Genomic DNA, 19,849 nt, shown 5'->3' with positions numbered 1-19,849 from the left:
AGATAACAGCCCGACCACGGAAACCGGTATGTATTTCTTGTTCCACCATCTGCTGACTCAACAGGCCCGACTCCGCCCCGATGCAGAGGCACTGGTACATAAGCAACAGTCACTGAGCTACGCACAGCTATGGCAGCAGACTGAACAACTGGCAGGCGCGCTGCTGGCCCAAGACTTGCGACCAGGTGAACGCGTTGCCGTCTACCTGCCCAAACAAGTCGAAACCGTCGCGTCGATATTCGCGACCAGTGCCGCCGGTGGTTGCTTTGTACCGGTCAACCCGGTGCTCAAGGCGCCTCAGGTCGGCCATATACTGTCCGACTGCAATGCCCGGGTACTGATCACCAATAGGGCTAGAGCCCAGCAGCTGTTACCCCAGTTACAACACTGTCACGACCTACGTCTGCTGGTTCTGGTTGACGATGGCCAGCTCGACACACCGAAGCCGCTTCCCTTCAGCGTCCTGAACTGGACCGGGCTGTTGGATACGACCTCGGAACATCCCCGATTACCGCTCGGTACCGACAGCGATCTGGCGGCTATCCTCTATACCTCGGGCAGCACCGGCAAACCCAAAGGGGTGGTGTTATCGCACCGCAACCTGGTTGTTGGTGCCCAGAGTGTCGCCAGCTATATTGGCAATCATGAGCAGGACCGGATACTGGCAGTGCTGCCGCTGAGTTTCGACGCAGGCCTGAGTCAGATCACCACCGCCTTCGCCAGCGGCGCCTGCTGCATCCTGCTGGATTACCTGCTGCCCAATGACGTAATGAAGCAGGTGGTCAAGCATCGGGTAACCGGTATCACCGCCGTACCGCCGTTATGGCATCAGATCGCCAACCTGAAATGGACCGACGAAGCCGCCGCTTCGGTACGCTATTTCGCCAATACCGGCGGCCATATGCCTCAGTCCCTGCTGAACAAGCTTCGCGCCACCTTCGGCAAGGCCGAGCCTTTCCTGATGTACGGTCTGACCGAGGCGTTCCGTTCCACCTATCTGCCACCGGCCGATGTCGATCGCAAGCCGGGCTCGATCGGTAAAGCGATCCCCAATGCCCAGGTGATGATTCTGCGTGAAGACGGGACCGAATGCGAAGCCAACGAGATCGGCGAGCTGGTCCATCGGGGACCGCTGGTCAGCCAGGGGTACTGGAACGATCCGGCCCGCACCGCCGAGCGATTCAAGCCGGTTCCCGGCCCAGATGGGGTGGTGTTCGACGATATCGCGGTCTGGTCCGGCGACAGTGCCAAACGTGACGAAGAGGGCTACCTGTATTTCGTCGGACGCCAGGATGAGATGATCAAGACCTCCGGCTACCGGGTCAGCCCCAGCGAAATCGAGGAGGTGGCCTATAGCTCCGGTCTGGTCGAAGATGCCGTTGCGTTGGGCTTGCCCCATCCGACCCTGGGCCAGGGTATCCTGGTGTTGTTCAGCCCGCAGCCCGATTCGGACAATCCCTGCGCCGAACTGACCAAACGCTACCGCAGTGAACTGCCCAACTTTATGCATCCGCAGGCGATCATCGAGATCGAGGGCCCGTTACCGCGCAACCCCAATGGCAAATTTGATCGCAAACAGCTGGCCGAGCGCTATGCCGAGCAATTCAATCATGGATAACAGCGTGCAATCCTGGCACTTGAGTTGACCGACCCCGTCCTATAACCGAATTACCGCTATCACCGCAGAGAATCACCATGACCAGCAGCAAACCAAGCCATCACAGTACCTGGAATCAGCGCCGAAACGGCGCTCCGCTGGTCAACGGCCATTCCCTGCAACAGGTCGCCGCGATTGCCGGGCAAACACCCTACTATGCCTACGATCGCAGCCGTATCAACGAAACCGTAGCCAACCTTCGGGCAGCCCTGCCCGACGCCATCAAACTGCACTACGCCATCAAAGCCAATCCGATGCCGGCCGTGGTAAACCACCTTGCCGGTTTGATGGATGGTTTGGATGTCGCGTCACAGCGCGAACTTCGGGTCGCCTTGGCTACCGGCACCGAGCCCGCCGAGATCAGTTTTGCCGGTCCGGGCAAGTCGCCGGAGGAGATTAGCGCCTCCGTGGCTGCCGGCATCGTCGTCAATTGCGAATCGATGCAGCAGATCCGGCAGACCGCCGATGCGGCCACCCGGCTGGGTCAGCAGGCCCGGTTGGCATTGCGGGTTAACCCGGCCTTCGAGCTCAAGGCCTCCGGCATGAAGATGACCGGCGGCGCCAAGCCCTTCGGCATCGACACCGAGCAACTGACCGAAGCGATCGCACTGGCGCGAGAAAACGGTATCGAACCCGAAGGTCTGCACCTGTTTACCGGTTCGCAAAACCTGAAACCCGAAGCAATTTGTGAAGCCCATAGCGGTGTGATGCAACTGGCTGCCGAACTGATCGAGCAACACCAGCTGGCGCTACGGTTCGTCAATATCGGTGGCGGTCTGGGTATTCCCTACTTTCCCGGCGAAAAGCCGCTTGAGTTGGCATCGGTGGCCGACAACCTGCGAACCGAACTGGCCAGCTTCCAGGCGATCGCGCCCGATACCGAAATCGTGATGGAGCTGGGCCGCTATCTGGTCGGCGAAGCGGGGCTCTATGTCTGTCAGGTGATCGACAAGAAAGTCTCCCGCGGCACCACTTATCTGGTCACCAACGGCGGTCTGCACCACCACCTGTCCAATTCCGGAAACTTCGGCCAGGTGATCCGCAAGAATTACCCGGTCGAGGCGATTCCCGCCAACCCAAGCGGTGAAACCGAACTGGTCACCGTGGTCGGCCCACTGTGCACCCCGTTGGATATTGTCGCCGACAAGGTCGAGCTGCCCCGTTGCGAAGTCGGTGATCTGATCCTGGTCCGCCAGTCCGGCGCCTACGGTTTCAGCGCCAGCCCCCAAGGCTTTCTGAGCCACCCGGAAGTGGTTGAAGTCTTTCTCTAAGGCTTCGCCTGAATCGAGCAGCCGTCTGGTGGTCGATGCCAGACGGTGCAGTACTCGGTCGCTTAGCCTGAAATCGCCTGGCGCACCTTGTCGTGCGGTCAACTGATCACCGCCATTGACGAACCGAGGCAGTGCCGGCTAGAAATCTTCCCGATCTTCCGTTGTGCTGAAGCAGCACAGCTCGGCCTCTAAGGAACCCGATTCGACCTTAGTCTAAGTTGTCGATTTTAAACGCATTTTCCTCAGTAAAACTACGTACTCCTCTACGTAGTAGCTCGCAGCCGCTGCGCATTTGTTCGGATACTTTTTCAACTCGCTTATTGGGACGATAGGCTCACCGTACTCACCAAGCGCTATGCTCACCCAACCCACTTGGGTCGAGTCCGGGAATAACAATAAGTTCGCCTTGCGAATCGTTCGATCCGATGAGGAAATAATCAAAATGCTAAAAATGAAACTCACCAAGCTGGTTGCGGCCGCAGCCTGCGCAGCCGTGATCGCACTACCGGCCCAGGCCGCTGACAAGGTCTACCGTCTCAAGCTGGCGGAAACCTGGGGACCTAACTTCCCGATCTTCGGCGATGCCTCAAAAAACATGGCAGCAATGGCCGAGAAGATGTCCAACGGTCGCCTGAAAATCACCATCGATTCCTCCAACAAACACAAGGCACCGTTCGGCGTCTTCGATATGGTCCGTGCCGGTCAATATGACATGGGCCACTCCGCGTCGTACTACTGGAAGGGTAAGGTCCCGAACACCCTGTATTTCACCAGTATGCCGTTCGGCATGATCGCAACTGAACAATACGCTTGGTTCTACCACGGCGGCGGCATGGAGCTGATGCAGAAGGTCTACGAGCCGTTCGGTCTGATGTCGTTCCCGGGAGGCAACACCGCCAACCAGATGGGCGGTTGGTTCCAGAAAGAGATCAACTCGGTTGACGACCTGCAGGGTCTGAAAATGCGGATTCCGGGCTTTGCCGGTGAAATTTTCGCCAAGGTGGGTGCCAGCCCGACCAACATCCCGCCGGCTGAGCTATACACCTCGTTGGAGCGTCGCACCATCGACGCACTGGAATGGGTAGGCCCGTCACTGGATCTGCGCATGGGCTTCCACAAGATCGCCCCGTACTACTACACCGGCTGGCACGAGCCGGGTAGCGAACTGCAGTTCCTGTTCAACAAGAAGAAGTGGGACCGCCTGCCGGCCGATCTGCAGGAGATCCTGCGGGTTGCCATGCGCACCGCCGCTTATGATATGTACACCCAGGCCACTCATGCCAGCAGTGAGAACTGGGCCAAGATGAAAACCGAGTTCCCGAATATCCAGGTCAAGACCTTCCCGGCTGAAGTCATGACCGCCATGCGCAAGGCCAACGAAGAGCTGCTGGCCGAGCATGCAGCCAAGGATGAACTGGCCAAAGAGATTCTCGAATCCCGCAAGGCTTACCGCGAGAAATCGCGCGTATGGACTGATATTTCCGATAAGGCTTACCTGGACAGCATGTCCAACTAAGCTGTTTCTAAACAACCGAACCCATGGGTCCGGTTGCTCCCCGCTCCCACCTGTTCCAAGCCGGGTGGGAGCCGGGGAACCTGCGAACATCTCCTTTATTAGCGCCGCACGATCACGTCCGAAAGCGCCGTGCCGATGTCGAAGCGATTTGTTCGAGAATTTCCGATTAACCGATCCGAATGAGTACGGTTATGCAATTTCTGTTAAATCTCGAGAACGGCATCAACCGGGTATGCGACTGGCTCGGTAAACTGACCGCCTTGTTGTTTGTGCTGATGCTGTTGAACGTATTCTGGGATGTCGTATCCCGTTACCTGTTCAACGAAGTCTCCATCGGCATGCAGGAGCTGGAATGGCATCTGCACGCCACCATTTTTCTGCTGGGGGTTCCCTATGCGCTGCGAACCGGCGGCCATGTCCGGGTCGACCTGATTTACGAAAACCTCAGTTCAAACAAGAAGGCCTGGGTCGATCTGTTCGGCACCATCGTGTTCCTGTTCCCGTTCTGCGCCCTGGTGGCCTGGTACGGCTACGACTTTGCCAAGGAAGCCTATGAGCTTGGTGAGCAGAGTGGCGATCCGGGCGGCCTGCCCCATCGCTGGATCATCAAGAGCATGATCCCGGTGTCGTTCTGTTTCATGCTTCTCAGTGGCCTGGGCCTGCTGCTGACCTCCATTAACACCCTGCTGGGACAACACGAGCAGCCCTACAAGCACACGGAGTTGTAATCATGGTTGGTATCTACATGTTTGGGGCAGCACTGCTGATGCTGCTGCTCGGTTTCCCGGTCGCTTTCACGTTCGGTGGTGTGGCACTGCTGTTTGGGGTCTGGGCTGAAGGTGCCGAAATCTTCGCGTTCATGCCGTTCCGGATCCAGAGCATCATGGAGAATACGGTGCTGATGGCCGTCCCGTTGTTCGTTTTTATGGGTATCGTGCTGCAGAAGACCCAGCTGGCGGAACAGCTGTTGGAAGCCATGGGCAAGCTGTTTGGCGGCATCCGCGGCGGTATCGCGATCTCCACCATTCTGGTCGGCGCGTTGCTGGCCGCCTCCACCGGTGTGGTTGGCGCCAGCGTCGTGGCCATGGGGCTGATCTCGCTGCCGGTGATGCTGAAGTACAAATACGACAAGAGCCTGGCCTGCGGCACCATCTGCGCCTCGGGCACCCTGGGTCAGATCATTCCGCCGTCGATCATCCTGATTATTCTCGGCGATGTACTGGGGATTCCGGTCGGCGACCTGTTCAAGGCGGCTGTCGGCCCCGGTTTTGTGCTGATCGGTCTGTATATCCTGTTCGTGCTGGTCTACGCCTGGCTGAAACCGGAGAAAGCCCCGGCCATCCCGGCCGACCCTGACGCAGGAACCAAAGGCGAACAGGTCATCGAAGCCCTGAAGGCGATCGTGCCGCCGCTGGCGCTGATTATCGTGGTGTTGGGTTCGATCTTTACCGGTATTGCCACCCCGACCGAATCTTCGGCACTGGGTGGTGTCGGTGCGCTGATCCTGGCGGCCTGCTATCGCCAGTTGAACTGGAGTGTGATCATTGAGAGTGCCCAGGAAACCGTCAAGGTGACCGCGATGGTATTCGCGATTCTGCTGGGTGCTACCGCCTTCTCGATGGCCTTCACCTATACCGGTGGCGATTACCTGGTCGAGGAGTGGCTGCTGCAGTTACCGGGTGAGAAGTGGGGCTTCCTGATCCTGTCGATGGTGGTGATCATGATCCTCGGCTTCTTTATCGATTTCGTCGAGATCAGCTTTATCATCGTCCCAATCCTGGCACCGGTGGCCGAAGCGCTGGGCATCAGCATGCTTTGGTTTGCGATCCTGATCGCGATGAATCTGCAGACCTCGTTCCTGACCCCGCCGTTCGGCTTCAGTCTGTTCTATCTGAAGGGGGTTGCCCCGCCGGAAGTCAGAACCAAGGATATCTATCGCGGCGTCATGCCCTATATCGCCATTCAGGCGCTGGTGGTGGTATCGATTCTGCTGCTGCCGGCTTTCTACGGCCTGGATTAATCCCCTAACGGCACTGGAACGGCCTCCCATTGGAGGCCGTTTTTTTATGGTATAACTGGTCGTTCTACACTGATGCGATTCCACACTCCGACGATGCAGCTCAAAACAAAAATCCTGCTGCTGGCGATCTTACCGCTGCTGCTGCTTACCGCCGGTGTCACCCTGGTGGCACTTAATCAGGCCCGTGCGCTGGGTGAGCAGGAGATCCAAACCTTCGAGCGCAACCTGATCGCCTCGAAGGAACAGGCCCTGCGAGACTATGTCAGCCTGGCGCTGACATCGATCAGCCACCTGCACGGCCATCAGGACCTCGATCCCGAAGACGCCCAGGCCCAGGTTAAAGCGATCCTGCGGGATCTGACCTACGGTGAAGACGGCTATTTCTTCGTTTACGACGACAACGGCACCAACCTGGTCCATCCGGTTCAACCGGAGCTTGAGGGGCACAACCTAATCGAGCTGACCGACGATAACGGCACCAAGATCATCGTCAGCCTGCTAGAACTGGCCCGCAACGGCGGTGGCTTCCTGCGCTACCAGTGGCTCAAACCCTCGCTCAATCGCGCCGAGGACAAGCTCAGCTACGTGGTGCAGCTCAGAGATTGGGAGTGGATGCTCGGCACCGGACTCTATCTCGATGATATCGCCCAAGAGGTCACCAAGATCCGCGAGCAGGTCAATCGCAACGTCCGCAATACCTTTTTTACGGTGCTGGTGTTTACCGCCGTCACCGTCATCCTGATCGTGATGATCGGGATCGCCTTCAACGTCCATGAGCATATGCTGGCCGATGCCAAACTGCGGGACCTGGCCCGCCGCTCGATGCAGTTCCAGATCAGTGAACGACGGCGCTTCTCCCGCGAGCTCCATGACGGCATCAACCAACTGATGGTATCGGTGAAATATCGCCTGGAGCTGGCCCTGTCGACCCTGAAAAAACAGCAGGACGGTGCCGAGGCCCACCTGCTTAAAGGCCAGGAGGTTCTGAACGATGCGATTCGTGAAGTTCGGCAGATCTCCCACGACATGCGCCCGACGGTACTCGATGACCTGGGGTTGCTTCCAGCCCTGAAAAGCCTGCTGGGTGCGTTCGCCGAGCGTACCGGCGTTCAGGTCGAGCTGGATGTCGATCTGGACCAACGTCAGCTGACCGAAGAGATCGATATCACCCTCTACCGCGTGGTACAGGAGGCACTGACCAATGTGGAGCGCTATGCCGATGCCAGCGTCCTGACGCTGCAGGGCTCCTGGCACGGCAACAGTTTCCGGATGGAGATCCGCGATAACGGCTGCGGCTTCGATCTCACCGACAAGATCCGTAGCGACGGCATCGGCCTGCGCAATATGCGCGAGCGGATCGAACTGCTCGGCGGCCGTTTCAATATTGAGTCCACCCGCGGGGGCGGCACCTGGATTAGCGCGCAACTTCCGGTCGAGCTATATAGTTAACAACCCCATCATCCAAGGAGTCACAGGTTGATCCCACAACAGAGCGACAGCGCCGGCATCCGAGTGCTACTGGTCGATGACCATCCGTTGGTACTGGACGGTATCCAGGCCCGACTCGAATCCGCCCCGGGGATAGAGGTGATCGGCCTGGCGGGCAATGGCCGCGAGGCCCTGGAGCTCAGCGCCCGGCTCAATCCTGATGTGGTGTTGATGGATGTCAGCATGCCGGTAATGAACGGCATCGAAGCCAGCAGCCTGTTTCAGCGGGACTACCCCGATATCCGTGTCCTGATCTTGAGCATGCACGACAGTCGCGAGTACATCATGCAGTTGATGCACAGCGGCGCCCGGGGCTATGTCCTCAAGGACGTCGGCTGTGAAGAGCTGATCAAGGCCATTGAAACGGTGCATCAGGGCAACACCTATTTCAGCCAAGGGGCTTCCCAAAGCCTGTTCAACCCCGATGCCGAAAAGGCAGCTGGTACGGAAACGCAAAACCCGTTGCTGACCAAACGGGAACAGACCGTGCTACGGTTGCTCGCCCAGGGCAGCAGCAATAAGCAGATCGCCAAGGAGCTGAATATCAGCGTCCGGACCGTCGAGACCCATCGCCAGAATATCAAGACCAAACTCGGCATTCAGACCGCCGCCGGACTGGCCCGCTATGCCATTGAGAATAATCTGGTCGGCCCCTGAATCCCGTCGGCATCCGGACGCGGATCGGGGCTGAACGCTACAGGTTTCGACGTAGCAGCTGCTCGATCTGGTCGGCGTCCATCGGGCGCCCGAACAGGTAACCCTGGAACTCGTCGCAGCCATGCCAGCGTAAGAAATTCGCCTGTTCCTCGGTCTCAACCCCTTCGGCGATCACCCGTAGCCCCAGTCGACGTCCCATGGCCAGAATGGTCAGTGTAATCTCGGACGATTCCCGGCTGTTTCCAATCTCTCGGGTAAAGGCCTGGTCGATTTTGAGTCGATCGAGGGGGAAGTTGCGCAGATTGCTCAGCGACGAGTATCCGGTACCGAAGTCATCAATCGCCAGCTCCATCCCCTGCTGTTTAATCCGACGCATCACCGTGATCGCCCGATCCACTTCCGACATCAGCGAGCTTTCCGTGATCTCCAGTTCCAGATCGGCCGGTTCGATTCCAGCCCGGTCCACGATCGCACGAACACTCAATTCCAGATTGGGATCGGCAAATTGTAACGGCGAAACATTGACCGCAATGCGTGGCGGGTTCAGCCCCTCATCTCTCCATTCTCGTAATTGGCGGCAGGCCTTATCCAACACCCAGTAACCAATATCGACAATCAGACCGACGTGCTCCGCCACCGGGATAAAGGTCTCCGGCGAGACCCAACCCAATTGCGGATTGTTCCAGCGCAGCAGCGTTTCCAGCCCTACCAAATCACCGCTCTGGGCACAGACCTGCGGTTGGAACTGCAGTGAAAACTCGTCCCGTTCCAGCGCCAGTATCAACGACTGCTCCAACTGCGAGCGGACTCTTAGCTGACGCCCGATATCATCGGAGTAGATGCACAGATCATCGCTGTCATCGATTCTTGATTTGAACATCGCCGTGTAGGCATTACGCAGCAACCCCATGGCATCCTGACCATCTCCGGGCCAGACGCTGACCCCGATCTGCGGAGCCAGCAACAGCATCTCCTGCTCCATCGGCATCGGTTGTCGCAGCTGGGCCAACAGCCTTGAGGCCAACTGTCGCACCTGTACCGGTTCATCCAAGCCGGTTAACACCACGCCGAAGTCATCGCCGTTAAGGTGGGCGACAAACTGATCTTCACCGGCCAGCCGGCGTAAGCGCTCACCGATCTTAAGCAGTAGCTCATCCCCCAAGGGGCGCCCCAGGGTGGTACTGGCCGAGCCGGGCCAGTCGAAATGAATCACCATCAAACCTGCCACCGGCTGGTCGGGCGACGTCAAAGACTCCAGCGCACGGAGCTGATCCTCCAGCATGGCATGATTGGGTAAACCGCTGGCCGGGTGGAAGCGCGCCTGATGCTCCAACTGCGCCTGAAGCTGTTGCCGCAATCGAACATCCAACCCTTGCTGCCACAGACTCCACAACGGCCAGCCGATCAGACTTACCGACAACGCCGCGGCAGGCGCAAACCAGAGTCGCTCCCAGATCAACAGTCCCAATGACAGTGCCAAGGTCAGCACCGCCAACAGCGAGGACAGCAACAAGCCAAGCCGTAGCGGCGATAAAATCAGTACCAGGGCAACGGTCAAAGCAAGGCAGCCGGTGATCAGACCACTGATCGGACTCGACAGACTCTGGATCCTGTCATTGTGCAACAGGGCATTAAGGATATGGGCATTGAGCACCACCCCGGGCATCAACTCATGCGCACCGGCAGCGGGCGTCGACAGGGCGTCCCCCAACCCGGCCGCCGTTGCGCCGAGCAACACATAACGGCCACGTATCTGCGTCGGCCTGACCCGTCCCTCGATCACATCGACCCAGGAATAGATCTTGGGAGGTTCTGAACGGTTGGCAAAGGGTATCAGCAGGCTATGATCGCGGGTCCAGTCCTCGCTGACAGCTGGCATTTTGGGAGGCAACTCGGAACCCGGCAATGTCGGCGCTTTATCGGCAACCTGCAGCATCGCCAGGGTCAAGGCAGGCCAACGCGCATCGCTCAAACCACTGTACAGGAACACCCGGCGGCATAAACCGTCCAGGTCCAACTCGGCATCCACATGGCCGATCGCGGCGGCCCGGACAGCCAAATCCGGCAGGGGCAGAATCTCGGAGATAAGCTGGCCCGGCCGGTAGAGCGCGGGCGCAACACTCAAAACCGCGCGCCCGTTGCGGCCCAGCGCCTCGGCAAATAACTGATCGGCTTGCGGGTCATCGCGCTGAGGCTCCGAGAACAGAATGTCGAAACCGACGGCGGCCGGCTTCATCTGGGTCAGTTTATCGAGCATCTGCGCATGGCGTCGGCGCGACCAGGGCCAGCGCCCCAGCTGCTCCAAACTGGCATCATCAATGGCGATGATCACCACCTGGTCGCTCATCGGTCCAGCCTGCAACGGCAGCAACAGATCGTAGAGCAACAGATCAACCCGCTCCAGGCTACGAGTCTGCTCCAACCCGAGTCCGACCGTCAGCAACAGCAGTGACAGCAACAGCGCAAAAGCCCCATTGCGTTGGGATTCAGACAGTTTCATCGTGCTCGCCTGCCGACAACACTACAGCAGCAACAGTAATCCCAAGGCGCTGTTGAACAGGATCAACGGCGTCCAATTGGGTGTCGGCAGCACGCGCTGTACGGCGCCCCAGGGGCCGGCAAAACCGTCCGGCTCCACCGCTCTTACCCGCAGGTAGCGGGATCCGCCGCTGAAGGTTTCAAAGCGATAACTGGGAGTATCCAACAGCTGATCGACCAACAGCTGCTGAAACTGCGGATCCTGGGCCATCTGCAACTGATAGCGCTGGCCCTCTAAACCGGCGGGCCAGTTGGCCACCAGCATCCCATCATCGGTACTTTGCATCTGGGTGTCGATGGCGGCGGGGATGGTTTTGGCCTGCCAGCTGCGTACGGTGCCCACCGGGCCCAGCTCACCATCGGCGGCAATGCTGGTCAAACGCCAGAAGTAGGTACCGGGTATCGGCAGTTCATTGGTATTAAAGCGGGTCTCGGACAGGTCATCCCGATCGATCAGCACCTGTTCGAACTGTTGATCGACAGCGATCTCAAGTCGATAACGATCCGCCTCCTGGGATTGGGTCCAACGCAGCGTCGGCGATTCACCACGATAAAGCTGTTGATCATCGGGTTTGAGTTGAATCGGCGCCTGCGGGCGGGCATCCAGAATCAGCGTCTGGACCGCGTTATGCCCCTCCAACCCCAGCGGATCAACGGCTCGGATTCGAGCAAAATAGCGGCCGTCGGGCAGATCAGGTAAAGCCGCCCGGTGATGGACACTAAGCTGCTGCCACAACAGGGTATCAAAGCTGCGTTGCTCAGCGATTTCGAGGCGGTAAGCGCTGGCACCCTCCACGGCCTGCCATTGCAACACCCAGTTGATCGAGCGGATTGCCCCATCGACCGGTTTTAATGTCGGTGCCGGCAGCAGTTTACGGGGGGCCAAAGGCGCCTCCCCTTCAGCCACCCGGGTTCCGAAACCGGCCTTAATCAGACTCTGTTTATCCGCCCCCTTGACCGCCACCGATCCCTCCAGCACCTCGATGCTGGAAACCGAACCGTTATCGCTGACAGCCGCCCGGTACTCTGTACCCCGAACCGCACTGATCGCCGAAGGGGTTTTGATCTGGAAGCGCGAGCCCGGCCCTTTGGCGGGGATCACCCGGGTGTCCATCCGCCCTTCAAGCAGGTTGAGACGAGAGTCCACCATGCCGGTACGGCCATGGGCACTAAGATGGTCAAAACGGATCAGGCTGTCTTCATGCAGGGTCAGGATCGAGTCGTCGGCAAATCGAATCGCCACCGTGCTGCCCTGAGCCGTGCGGACCTGGTCACCCAGATAGATAAGATCGTCCGGCTGCAACGGGGCAGAGGTACCGTCGGAGCGCCGCAATGTCACCTCACCCTGGATAGCTTCGACGGTTGCCGGGACCGGATTGCTGCGGATCCACTTAAGCGGAATCCGGAGCCGGGTGCCCGGCCGCATCTGCTTGGGATTCTCGATACGGTTGATCCGTTGCAGCTGCTTAAACCGCATCACCGAGTCAAGATGCTGTTCACTCAGATTCCAGAGGTTGTCGCCCTCGACCGTGGTGTAGATCCAGTCCTGAGCCTGGATCGGTGCCGCCACCGCCGTCAGTAGCAGCCACAAAGCCCAACCTGTGACTCTGTTTGCCTTCATCGCAGCATACCTCCTGTGTGCTCTAATCCATGATATCTGTGGCACCGTTACTGCTTGGTGAACATCCTTTTAGATAAACCCCAACCAATTGCAGTAGCGACTGCCTCAGCGAACTGAAACTGCTCAAGCAATAAGACTTGTTTGCCTTACAAGATTGAAAAATAGCTTATCTTTCAACAAATAGGCAGCAATAGGCATAAACTTATTGGTGAAATATTCAATTCCGATAAATAAAAACATCAAACCGGTTGACCGGTCGCATCTCAGCGTGAAGACTCTCTGCCACCAGCAATCCCTCACCAAGGATGCAGCCGGTAGGCATAGCAGGATGGATCAGCGCAGCTGCCGAGCTGATAATGGAGGCCGCAAGGCGAGAAAACCGGCCTAAGACGCAGCGATCAACAATCAGAGCTTAGTTCTCTGTGTTGACCCCGCACAGGTACTTGCAGACTACCCGTTCCAGCTCACCCTGTTGTTCCAGTTTCTCGATACTGGCATTCATCCCATCAAGCAGCTCACCGCGACTGCGATGCAATCGAAACGTTACCGGATGACTGACATAGGGCAGTGAGATTTCGTAATTCAGCTGACCCTCACGCCGATAACGCAGTGCACTGACCTCCTTCATCAGTCCGATCTCATTCCAGCCACGATGCACCCGCTGGGCGATCTGCCATTGGTTGGAAAAGTCTTCGCGGATCAGCTTATCCGGTACCGAACTCCCCCGGACCGTCGCAACCCGTTTACCTTCCAGATCTTTCAAAATGAAGACCGGAAACGAGAGTTCCGGGCGATAGATGATCACTTCGTTGACGATCCCGAACGGGCGGCTATACAGCGAAACCTGCTTCAGCGACGCCGAAGTTTCCAGGTTTACCGGCACCCCCGCTTCCAGATCAATCTCGCCGGCGATGAAGTGGCGCCGCAAGCGTGCTTGAGAGAGTGGAACAAACGCCAGTTCAATCCCCAAATCCTCGGCGATCAACCGCAAGGTATCGGCATAGATGCCTTCAAACTCGCCCTGCTCGTTGCGCCAGAAGTAAGGGACCTGACCGGGCGATGGCATCCCAACCCGCAGCTGATTACCGGACCCGGTGTCGGCGGTTGCCGACACGGACCAAACCAGCAGGGCCAACAAACAACCGCAACCGATGCACATTCTGAACTTGAAACGACTTACTGTGGCGCACAAGGACAAAAACCCTGCTTCTTTGTGATAACCTGCGATTTTTCCCATCAAGCCAAAAGCACTCTTTTCATGCCAACTCCGACCGTCTCCGCGCGTTTGTTAGAGCCGGTGCTGCAACTGGCACGGCATTACCGCACCGATTCCGGACAAAACCAGGGCGAACAGCTGCTGCAGATCGCCGGGCTTACCGAGTCGGAGTTTACCAAACCGGGGTCACGTTTTCCGTCGGCCAATTATCCCCGGGTGCTGGATCAGTTGGTGCAGCTAAGCGCTAACCCGTTAATCAGCCTCAGTCTGGGCGAAGCCACCCAACCTCGGATGCTCGGTTCGGTGGGCTTTCTGATGTCCACCTCCGACAATCTGGAGCAAGCCTATCGCAATCTGATCGATTATTTGCCGCTACTGCATGAAGAGGCGGTACTGGAACTGGAGCAATCACCCCGGGGGACCGTCCTGACACTGGAGCTGAACCAGAACCACCCGGCCCTGATCGACTACCTGCTGGCCTGCCTGATCAACTGGCCACGCTGGCTGACCGGGCATCAGGTGGCCGTGCAGCGGGTCAAGCTGGCCCGATCCGAGCCTGAGGATAAGCGGCCCTACCAACAGTTTTTTGCCGCAGAAACCGAATTCGGCGCGCCGAGCAACCAGCTTTGGTTCAGCAGCGACTACCTGAGTCTGCCCTGCCTCGACGCCAATGCCGAGATGCATCAGTTACATCGCGAGTTTGCCGATGTGCTATTGGGACAGAGCGGCCGACAGGGCGCGCTGATCGCCCAAACCCGCAACCTGATTCGACAACAGCTGGTCGATCATCAGTGCTCGGTCAGCCGTGAGCAGGTTGCCGAGCAACTGGGGATGAGTCTGCGTACCCTACAGCGCAAGCTTGGCCTGCAGGATACCAGCTTCCAGGAGATCCATGACCAGACCCGGCGCGATCTCTGTCTACAGATGATTCAACGCGGCGAACTCAGTTTTGGCGAGATTGCCTATCAGCTGGGTTTCTCCAATCAGTCCGCATTCCAGAAGGCGTTTAAGCGCTGGATGAAGCAACCCCCGAGCGAATACCGAAAACAGGTTCGGCCCCTGCCGCTCGAGCCCGCAGTAAACCAGCCCGACAACCCAGTCGATACCCGTTGGCTTCAGGATGACGATCATGCCGAGCAAATTCAGCAACGGCTCAAGCAGCTGCCGGATCTAAGCCGTGAACTGCTGGACTGGGCCCTGCTACTGGAGGACCCGTACAGCCTCGAGGATCTGGCCGAAGCCACCGGCAGTCCGCTGGCACGACTGGCGATCCACCTGTGGCCGGCGGAACAAGCGGGACTGATCGAAGCCACCAACAACGACAATACCCGCTACCGCTTCAGCGATGCGCGTATCCGCCGGCAACTCGATAACAGTTTGCCGACAGCAACCCGAAAGCGGATGCACAGCCGCTATGCCGAACTGCTGCAACAGCTCGCCGCCCCCGGTTCAACTGCCGAACTCGATCCCGCGCAACAACTGCAACAGCAGCAACGTTTGCTGCGACACCTTAAACAGGCCGGGGCCAACCCAGACCTGATCCGTCAGGCTTCGCTGGCCGCGGCGCAGACCGCCGCCTTGTTGGGTGACTTCAATGCCGCGGCACAGCATCTGGATTCAGCCTGTCGCCGCACCCGACCCGATCTGAACAACTACTCGTTGTGGCTGCAAACTGCCAAGATGCAGTTGCAGGCCGGTACTCCCGGCGCAGTAGAGTCCAGCTTGAGCACACTGAACGACTTAGACCTGCCCGCTGCGGCACAGATCGAAATAGCACAGCTACAGGCCGGTGCCCATCAGCACCAAGGCGATGAAGCCGGCGCACTCGAGATTCTGTTGCAACAACTCGAACAACGGCAGCAGCCGCTCCCGGTGACTCGTAGCGAACTGTTGGATCAGCTCTTGAGCCAGCTACAGCAGATCAACGACAGCGTAAACGCAGGCCTACTTGACCGGCCCTTGCAACCGGCCGATCCGGAGCGTCACGGCTTGATGGAATTACTGCAACGACTCAGCCAGCTGGCCCGTCACCTGGGGCAACCTCTACTGGCGGCCTGCGCGATCGGCCGCATGGCCCAGCTCAGTCTGCGTCAGGGGCAATGCCGACAAACCCCGTTCGCTTTCAGCAGCTATGCCTGGGTCTGCAGCTGGTTCTGCGCCGATCTGACCCTGGCCCGCCGTTTTGCCGATCGCGGCCTGCAGTTGGCGAACGAGGCCGAACTGTTGCAACAGCAGACCGACACGGAATTCGACGAGGCTCCGGGCACAACCCTCTTCTCGCCCCTCTCTGCCCCCTTTTCCACGCCCTTTTCCGCCGTTGCCGCACGGTTGGTTCAGTGCGCTCAGGTCCAGCATTGGTACCAGCCGCTTCCACAGCTTTCCAAGCAGCTGCAGACCACCATCGAGCAGGCTGCCGAACAGGGTCTTTGGATACAGCAGGGTCAGTGCAGTCTGCTGCAGGCGCAATTGCAGCTGTTTAGCCGCCAACCTCTGAGCGAGCAACGTGCACAGTTGCAACAACAGCAGCAACAGCTGCGGCAACACCAGCTGTCGGAACCGGCCGATCAGCTGGACCAGTCCAGTGGCTTGCTGATCGGCCTGTTAAGCGGAGACCGCCCCTGGCCGGAACAGCTTGAGTACCAACACGGCTGGCACGCCGTCGCCATGACCCAGGCGGCGCTGCTGCTGGATCGGCAACCGTTATGGCCGCAGTTCTATCCCTGGGAAAGCCGCCTGGAGAACGAGATGCCGGGCTATTTCGGCGTCAGTGAAATGCTGTTCTGCACCGCTCTGATGCGGTTGATTCAAGGTCAGCAGCAGCGAGGCTTGAGTCCCCGTCGTCAGCTGGAAACCGAGCAATTGCTGTCACGTTTCGAGCTCTGGGCCCACCACTGCCCGGAAAACTTCGACTGCCAGCGATTGCTGCTGCAAGCCGAACTCTGTCGCCTTCAGGGGCAGCCGGCCGCCGGCTGGTTCGAACAAGCACTGCAGGCAGCCGAGCAACAACAATTCAGTTACCGCAGAGCCCTGGTCCAGGAGCGCTATGCCGCACTGCTGTCAGAGCATCAGCAACCCAGCCTGGCGCGGTACTGCCTCGATGCCGCCCTGGCCTTCTATCGCGACTGGGGAGCCCGAGCCAAAGTCAAACAGCTGGATCAGCAGCTGGCTTTGCTGGCAGAATAGCCGACTCTATAACGATAACGACCCGTAGTAGCTCATGACCCCCTGGAAAGTTCTGATCGTCGACGATGAGGAAGGCATTCACGGTATCACCCGAATGATCTTCCGTGGTTACGAGTTTGAAAAACGGCCGATCAAATTGATCAGCGCGATGAGCGGCGCCCAGGCCCGGGAGTTATTGCAGCAACATCCGGATATCGCCGTGGCGCTGCTGGATGTGGTGATGGAGACCGACCATGAAGGTCTGCAACTGGTCAATCATATCCGCTCAGAACTGCACAACCCCGATATGCGCGTAATCCTGCGCACCGGCCACCCCGGCTACGCCCCCGAGGCGCAGGTGATCGTCAATTACGACATCAACGACTACCTCAGCAAAGCCGAACTGTCCGCGTCCCGACTGCTGACCTCGGTGGTCGTGGCGCTTCGCTCGTTCCGCGATATCAAGACAGCTCGCCAACAGCAGGATCCGGCGGACAGCCCTCAGAGCCGTAGCCAACTGCCCGAAGGTACGACGCAGATACTGCAGGGCCAGATCGAACCGATCGTCAAACAGGGACAGCGGCTCCGGTCGTTGGAGCTGAATCCGGTAGCGCGGGATCTCAGCGATGAACTGCACGCCCGTCACCAACGGCTAGCCAACGCCATCCACCTGCTGGACGACCAAGCCGTCGGCGCCGATCCTGAACCCCTGACCCTGGCCCCACTGCTGGATCAAGCGTTGCAGGTCTTCCTGCCGTTGGGTCGACAGCAGGGCTGGCTGCTGGATTATCGGCTCGGTGCCGAGGTGCCAACACAGATCCATAGCGATCCCGCCTTATTAAAACAACTGCTGTTAGTGGCGATCGAGTTAGGTCTGTATCTGGCCAACGGCAACGACCTGAAACTGTTGTTGGACTGGAATGAAGAGAACGGTCAACTCGGTGTCGAAATCGGGCTCAGCGTAGGCCAACCGCAATTTATCCGCGACGAATGGGTCAACCACCTCCGCCGCCGGTTGGAGCAACTGTGCGAAGCGCTCCATGGGCAGTGGCTGGAGACCGGCGATGAAGGCGTGGTGCGTTTCAGCCTGGCGGGCCGATAACGCGCAGGCGATTAACCGTGCCGGTGTCCGGGCCCTTGTAACTAATAGAGCTGTGATCGAATAAAGGACTCGGCTTCTTTCAGGCAGGCATCCGAATCAAAGCGCTGCTGTTTCTCATCGAGAATGTTCTGCAACTCGATAATCCCCGCCAACTCCTCGCAGTAATCCTCCGCCGCCAGCCCTAACGTGACCACGGCACCGACGAAGGGGATCAGCGACCCCGCCGCCTTCTTGCCCACCTTCTGTATCGATTTCTTCGACAAGGTAGCCCGTCGCTGCGCGACGGTGGATTTGGCCCGATCGACTCTCGCCCGTTGAGCCTGATACTGAGTCGCGTGATAGCTTGGAAGGTCAAGATCAAACTGAAACAGGCTGCCTGAAGCCAATGCGCCCGCTAGAAATATGCTGCTTGTTCTTATCAATGTGATTAAACCAAACGCCAGTAGAAGGGAAACTAAAATAGTGTAAGACGGAGAGTAAGCTTCCCATATGAATATCTTTGTTATGCATTACTCTCCTGAATTTCCTTATAAGTTCTTCCATTTTTATCTATCCATGATATAGGTCCCGGAGCTTGCCTTCCCAAAATCACTGATGAGGCAGCACTTGGAGAAGCAAATGTTGTATCCTCTGTGAAAATAAGCTTGTCCTCTTTCCACTTCAATGCTCCTTCATCTAGCAACTTACTTCTAATTCTTCTCCAGCCGTCAGCCATAGAATTGTTTACTTTCTTCGCAACTTCAGAGCCTGCCAAGACGACATACCCCTCAGTTGTTTCTACCATTGATGCAGAAAGAGACTTTGATTTTACTTTGTAGATTTCCTGGGCTGTATCAGGCTCCATCCCCTCGGCTGGATGCACGATAACAGATAGCAAGGATTGCAAACCAACTGTGGGCAATACGAGCTGTATTTGTTCTAAGAAATACTCCATATCAGAAACATCTGCTTCTGATAGCTTTGATAACTTGGGCTGATTACCATTTTCCAAGTATGAGTTATTAGCCTTTTTTGCAATAGCTATAAGCCTTGACTCAAGGTATTTAACATGCGCTTTAGTCAGCATATCGTCTTTACTGATAAAGCAAATAACAGATTCAAAATCTCGGTCAGCTAAATGTTGCTTCAACCGTGATCTTAGCTCCTCCGCTTCCCCTATATAGACACTGTCGCTGAACTCAGTTGAAGTTGAATGGCCTTTTAATAAATAGACTCCTGGATTATCAAATTCATCTCGGTTCAACATTAGCTTTAGCGACGCACGAGGGGAATAAATTGCTTTCCCTGACCAATTCCCAATCTCAACTGTTTTGGAACCTGTCGCAACTCCATCAATCATGTAGATGGTTAGCTTCCTGCCCATGATTACCCCTTATGCATAAAACCTTAATACTGAGTCTATTTATTAGGCCGTGCTGAATAGAGTAGGTAATTGGAATCTATCCTTCTCCTCTCTCCGGAAGAGAACAAGCCCGCACGGCACGATACTTCAATCTACTGATTCCTAAAGTATCTGATAGTGCAATATCTTCTTTTTCAATACCAGCGCATATCAAACCAACCACTTTTCAGAAGAGAAAATTCTTTACTCTTTGGAAATA

Annotated in this window: 14 protein-coding genes; 9 read left to right on the top strand and 5 right to left on the bottom strand. The window is 57.5% G+C overall.

Annotation, left to right across the window (positions count from 1 at the left end):
* Positions 1 to 28: 28 nt before the first annotated feature.
* The 7 genes from ACO05M_RS11320 to ACO05M_RS11290 all read left to right on the top strand — a co-directional run bounded on the left by ACO05M_RS11320 (position 29) and on the right by ACO05M_RS11290 (position 8,609).
* Complete coding sequence (locus ACO05M_RS11320; RefSeq protein WP_421862658.1) at positions 29 to 1,618, top strand: acyl-CoA ligase (AMP-forming), exosortase A system-associated; 1,590 nt, start codon at positions 29 to 31, stop codon at positions 1,616 to 1,618.
* A gap of 77 nt (positions 1,619 to 1,695) precedes the next feature.
* Entirely contained in the window at positions 1,696 to 2,928 is a 1,233-nt protein-coding gene (locus ACO05M_RS11315; protein ID WP_421862655.1) for a pyridoxal-dependent decarboxylase, exosortase A system-associated, read from the top strand.
* A 442-nt stretch (positions 2,929 to 3,370) separates the two neighbouring features.
* Positions 3,371 to 4,444, top strand: coding sequence for a TRAP transporter substrate-binding protein (locus ACO05M_RS11310; RefSeq protein WP_421862652.1), 1,074 nt, complete (start codon positions 3,371 to 3,373; stop codon positions 4,442 to 4,444).
* Between the two features lie 191 nt (positions 4,445 to 4,635).
* Positions 4,636 to 5,172, top strand: coding sequence for a TRAP transporter small permease subunit (locus tag ACO05M_RS11305; protein ID WP_421862649.1), 537 nt, complete (start codon positions 4,636 to 4,638; stop codon positions 5,170 to 5,172).
* A gap of 2 nt (positions 5,173 to 5,174) precedes the next feature.
* Positions 5,175 to 6,464, top strand: coding sequence for a TRAP transporter large permease (locus ACO05M_RS11300; RefSeq protein WP_421862646.1), 1,290 nt, complete (start codon positions 5,175 to 5,177; stop codon positions 6,462 to 6,464).
* Between the two features lie 72 nt (positions 6,465 to 6,536).
* The gene (locus ACO05M_RS11295) at positions 6,537 to 7,913 is read left to right on the top strand and encodes a cache domain-containing protein (RefSeq protein WP_421862644.1); all 1,377 of its coding nucleotides are present in this window, start codon (positions 6,537 to 6,539) and stop codon (positions 7,911 to 7,913) included.
* Between the two features lie 27 nt (positions 7,914 to 7,940).
* Entirely contained in the window at positions 7,941 to 8,609 is a 669-nt protein-coding gene (locus tag ACO05M_RS11290) for a response regulator transcription factor (RefSeq protein WP_421862642.1), read from the top strand.
* Positions 8,610 to 8,646: 37 nt separating this feature from the next.
* Here the strand turns inward: ACO05M_RS11290 and ACO05M_RS11285 are convergent, their stop codons facing one another.
* The 3 genes from ACO05M_RS11285 to ACO05M_RS11275 form a co-directional block, all read right to left on the bottom strand.
* Positions 8,647 to 11,109 carry a putative bifunctional diguanylate cyclase/phosphodiesterase gene (locus tag ACO05M_RS11285; RefSeq protein ID WP_421862640.1) on the bottom strand — a complete coding sequence of 821 codons (2,463 nt, stop codon included), beginning with the start codon at positions 11,107 to 11,109 and terminating at the stop codon, positions 8,647 to 8,649.
* 21 nt (positions 11,110 to 11,130) lie between these two features.
* Positions 11,131 to 12,768 (bottom strand): FecR domain-containing protein, encoded by a 1,638-nt coding sequence (locus ACO05M_RS11280; protein ID WP_421862638.1) that lies wholly within the window; start codon positions 12,766 to 12,768, stop codon positions 11,131 to 11,133.
* 412 nt (positions 12,769 to 13,180) lie between these two features.
* Positions 13,181 to 13,903, bottom strand: a complete 723-nt coding sequence (locus tag ACO05M_RS11275; RefSeq protein WP_421862635.1) for a substrate-binding periplasmic protein — start codon at positions 13,901 to 13,903, stop codon at positions 13,181 to 13,183.
* 123 nt (positions 13,904 to 14,026) lie between these two features.
* Here ACO05M_RS11275 and ACO05M_RS11270 point away from each other — a divergent pair, with 123 nt between their 5' ends.
* Positions 14,027 to 17,167, top strand: coding sequence for an AraC family transcriptional regulator ligand-binding domain-containing protein (locus ACO05M_RS11270; RefSeq protein ID WP_421862632.1), 3,141 nt, complete (start codon positions 14,027 to 14,029; stop codon positions 17,165 to 17,167).
* Between the two features lie 34 nt (positions 17,168 to 17,201).
* Positions 17,202 to 18,248 (top strand): response regulator, encoded by a 1,047-nt coding sequence (locus ACO05M_RS11265; RefSeq protein WP_421862629.1) that lies wholly within the window; start codon positions 17,202 to 17,204, stop codon positions 18,246 to 18,248.
* Between the two features lie 41 nt (positions 18,249 to 18,289).
* Here ACO05M_RS11265 and ACO05M_RS11260 read toward each other — a convergent pair whose 3' ends face one another.
* Together ACO05M_RS11260 and ACO05M_RS11255 are read right to left on the bottom strand one after the other, a co-directional pair.
* Positions 18,290 to 18,634 carry a hypothetical protein gene (locus tag ACO05M_RS11260; protein ID WP_421862627.1) on the bottom strand — a complete coding sequence of 115 codons (345 nt, stop codon included), beginning with the start codon at positions 18,632 to 18,634 and terminating at the stop codon, positions 18,290 to 18,292.
* A gap of 116 nt (positions 18,635 to 18,750) precedes the next feature.
* The gene (locus tag ACO05M_RS11255; protein WP_421862625.1) at positions 18,751 to 19,611 is read right to left on the bottom strand and encodes a GIY-YIG nuclease family protein; all 861 of its coding nucleotides are present in this window, start codon (positions 19,609 to 19,611) and stop codon (positions 18,751 to 18,753) included.
* Positions 19,612 to 19,849 lie beyond the last annotated feature (238 nt).

Origin of the sequence: Motiliproteus sp., from assembly GCF_965230735.1 — a bacterium.
Classification (GTDB): domain Bacteria; phylum Pseudomonadota; class Gammaproteobacteria; order Pseudomonadales; family Balneatricaceae; genus Motiliproteus.
The sequence above is the reverse complement of the archived record's forward strand: the minus strand, read 5'-3'. Positions and strand labels throughout refer to the sequence as shown.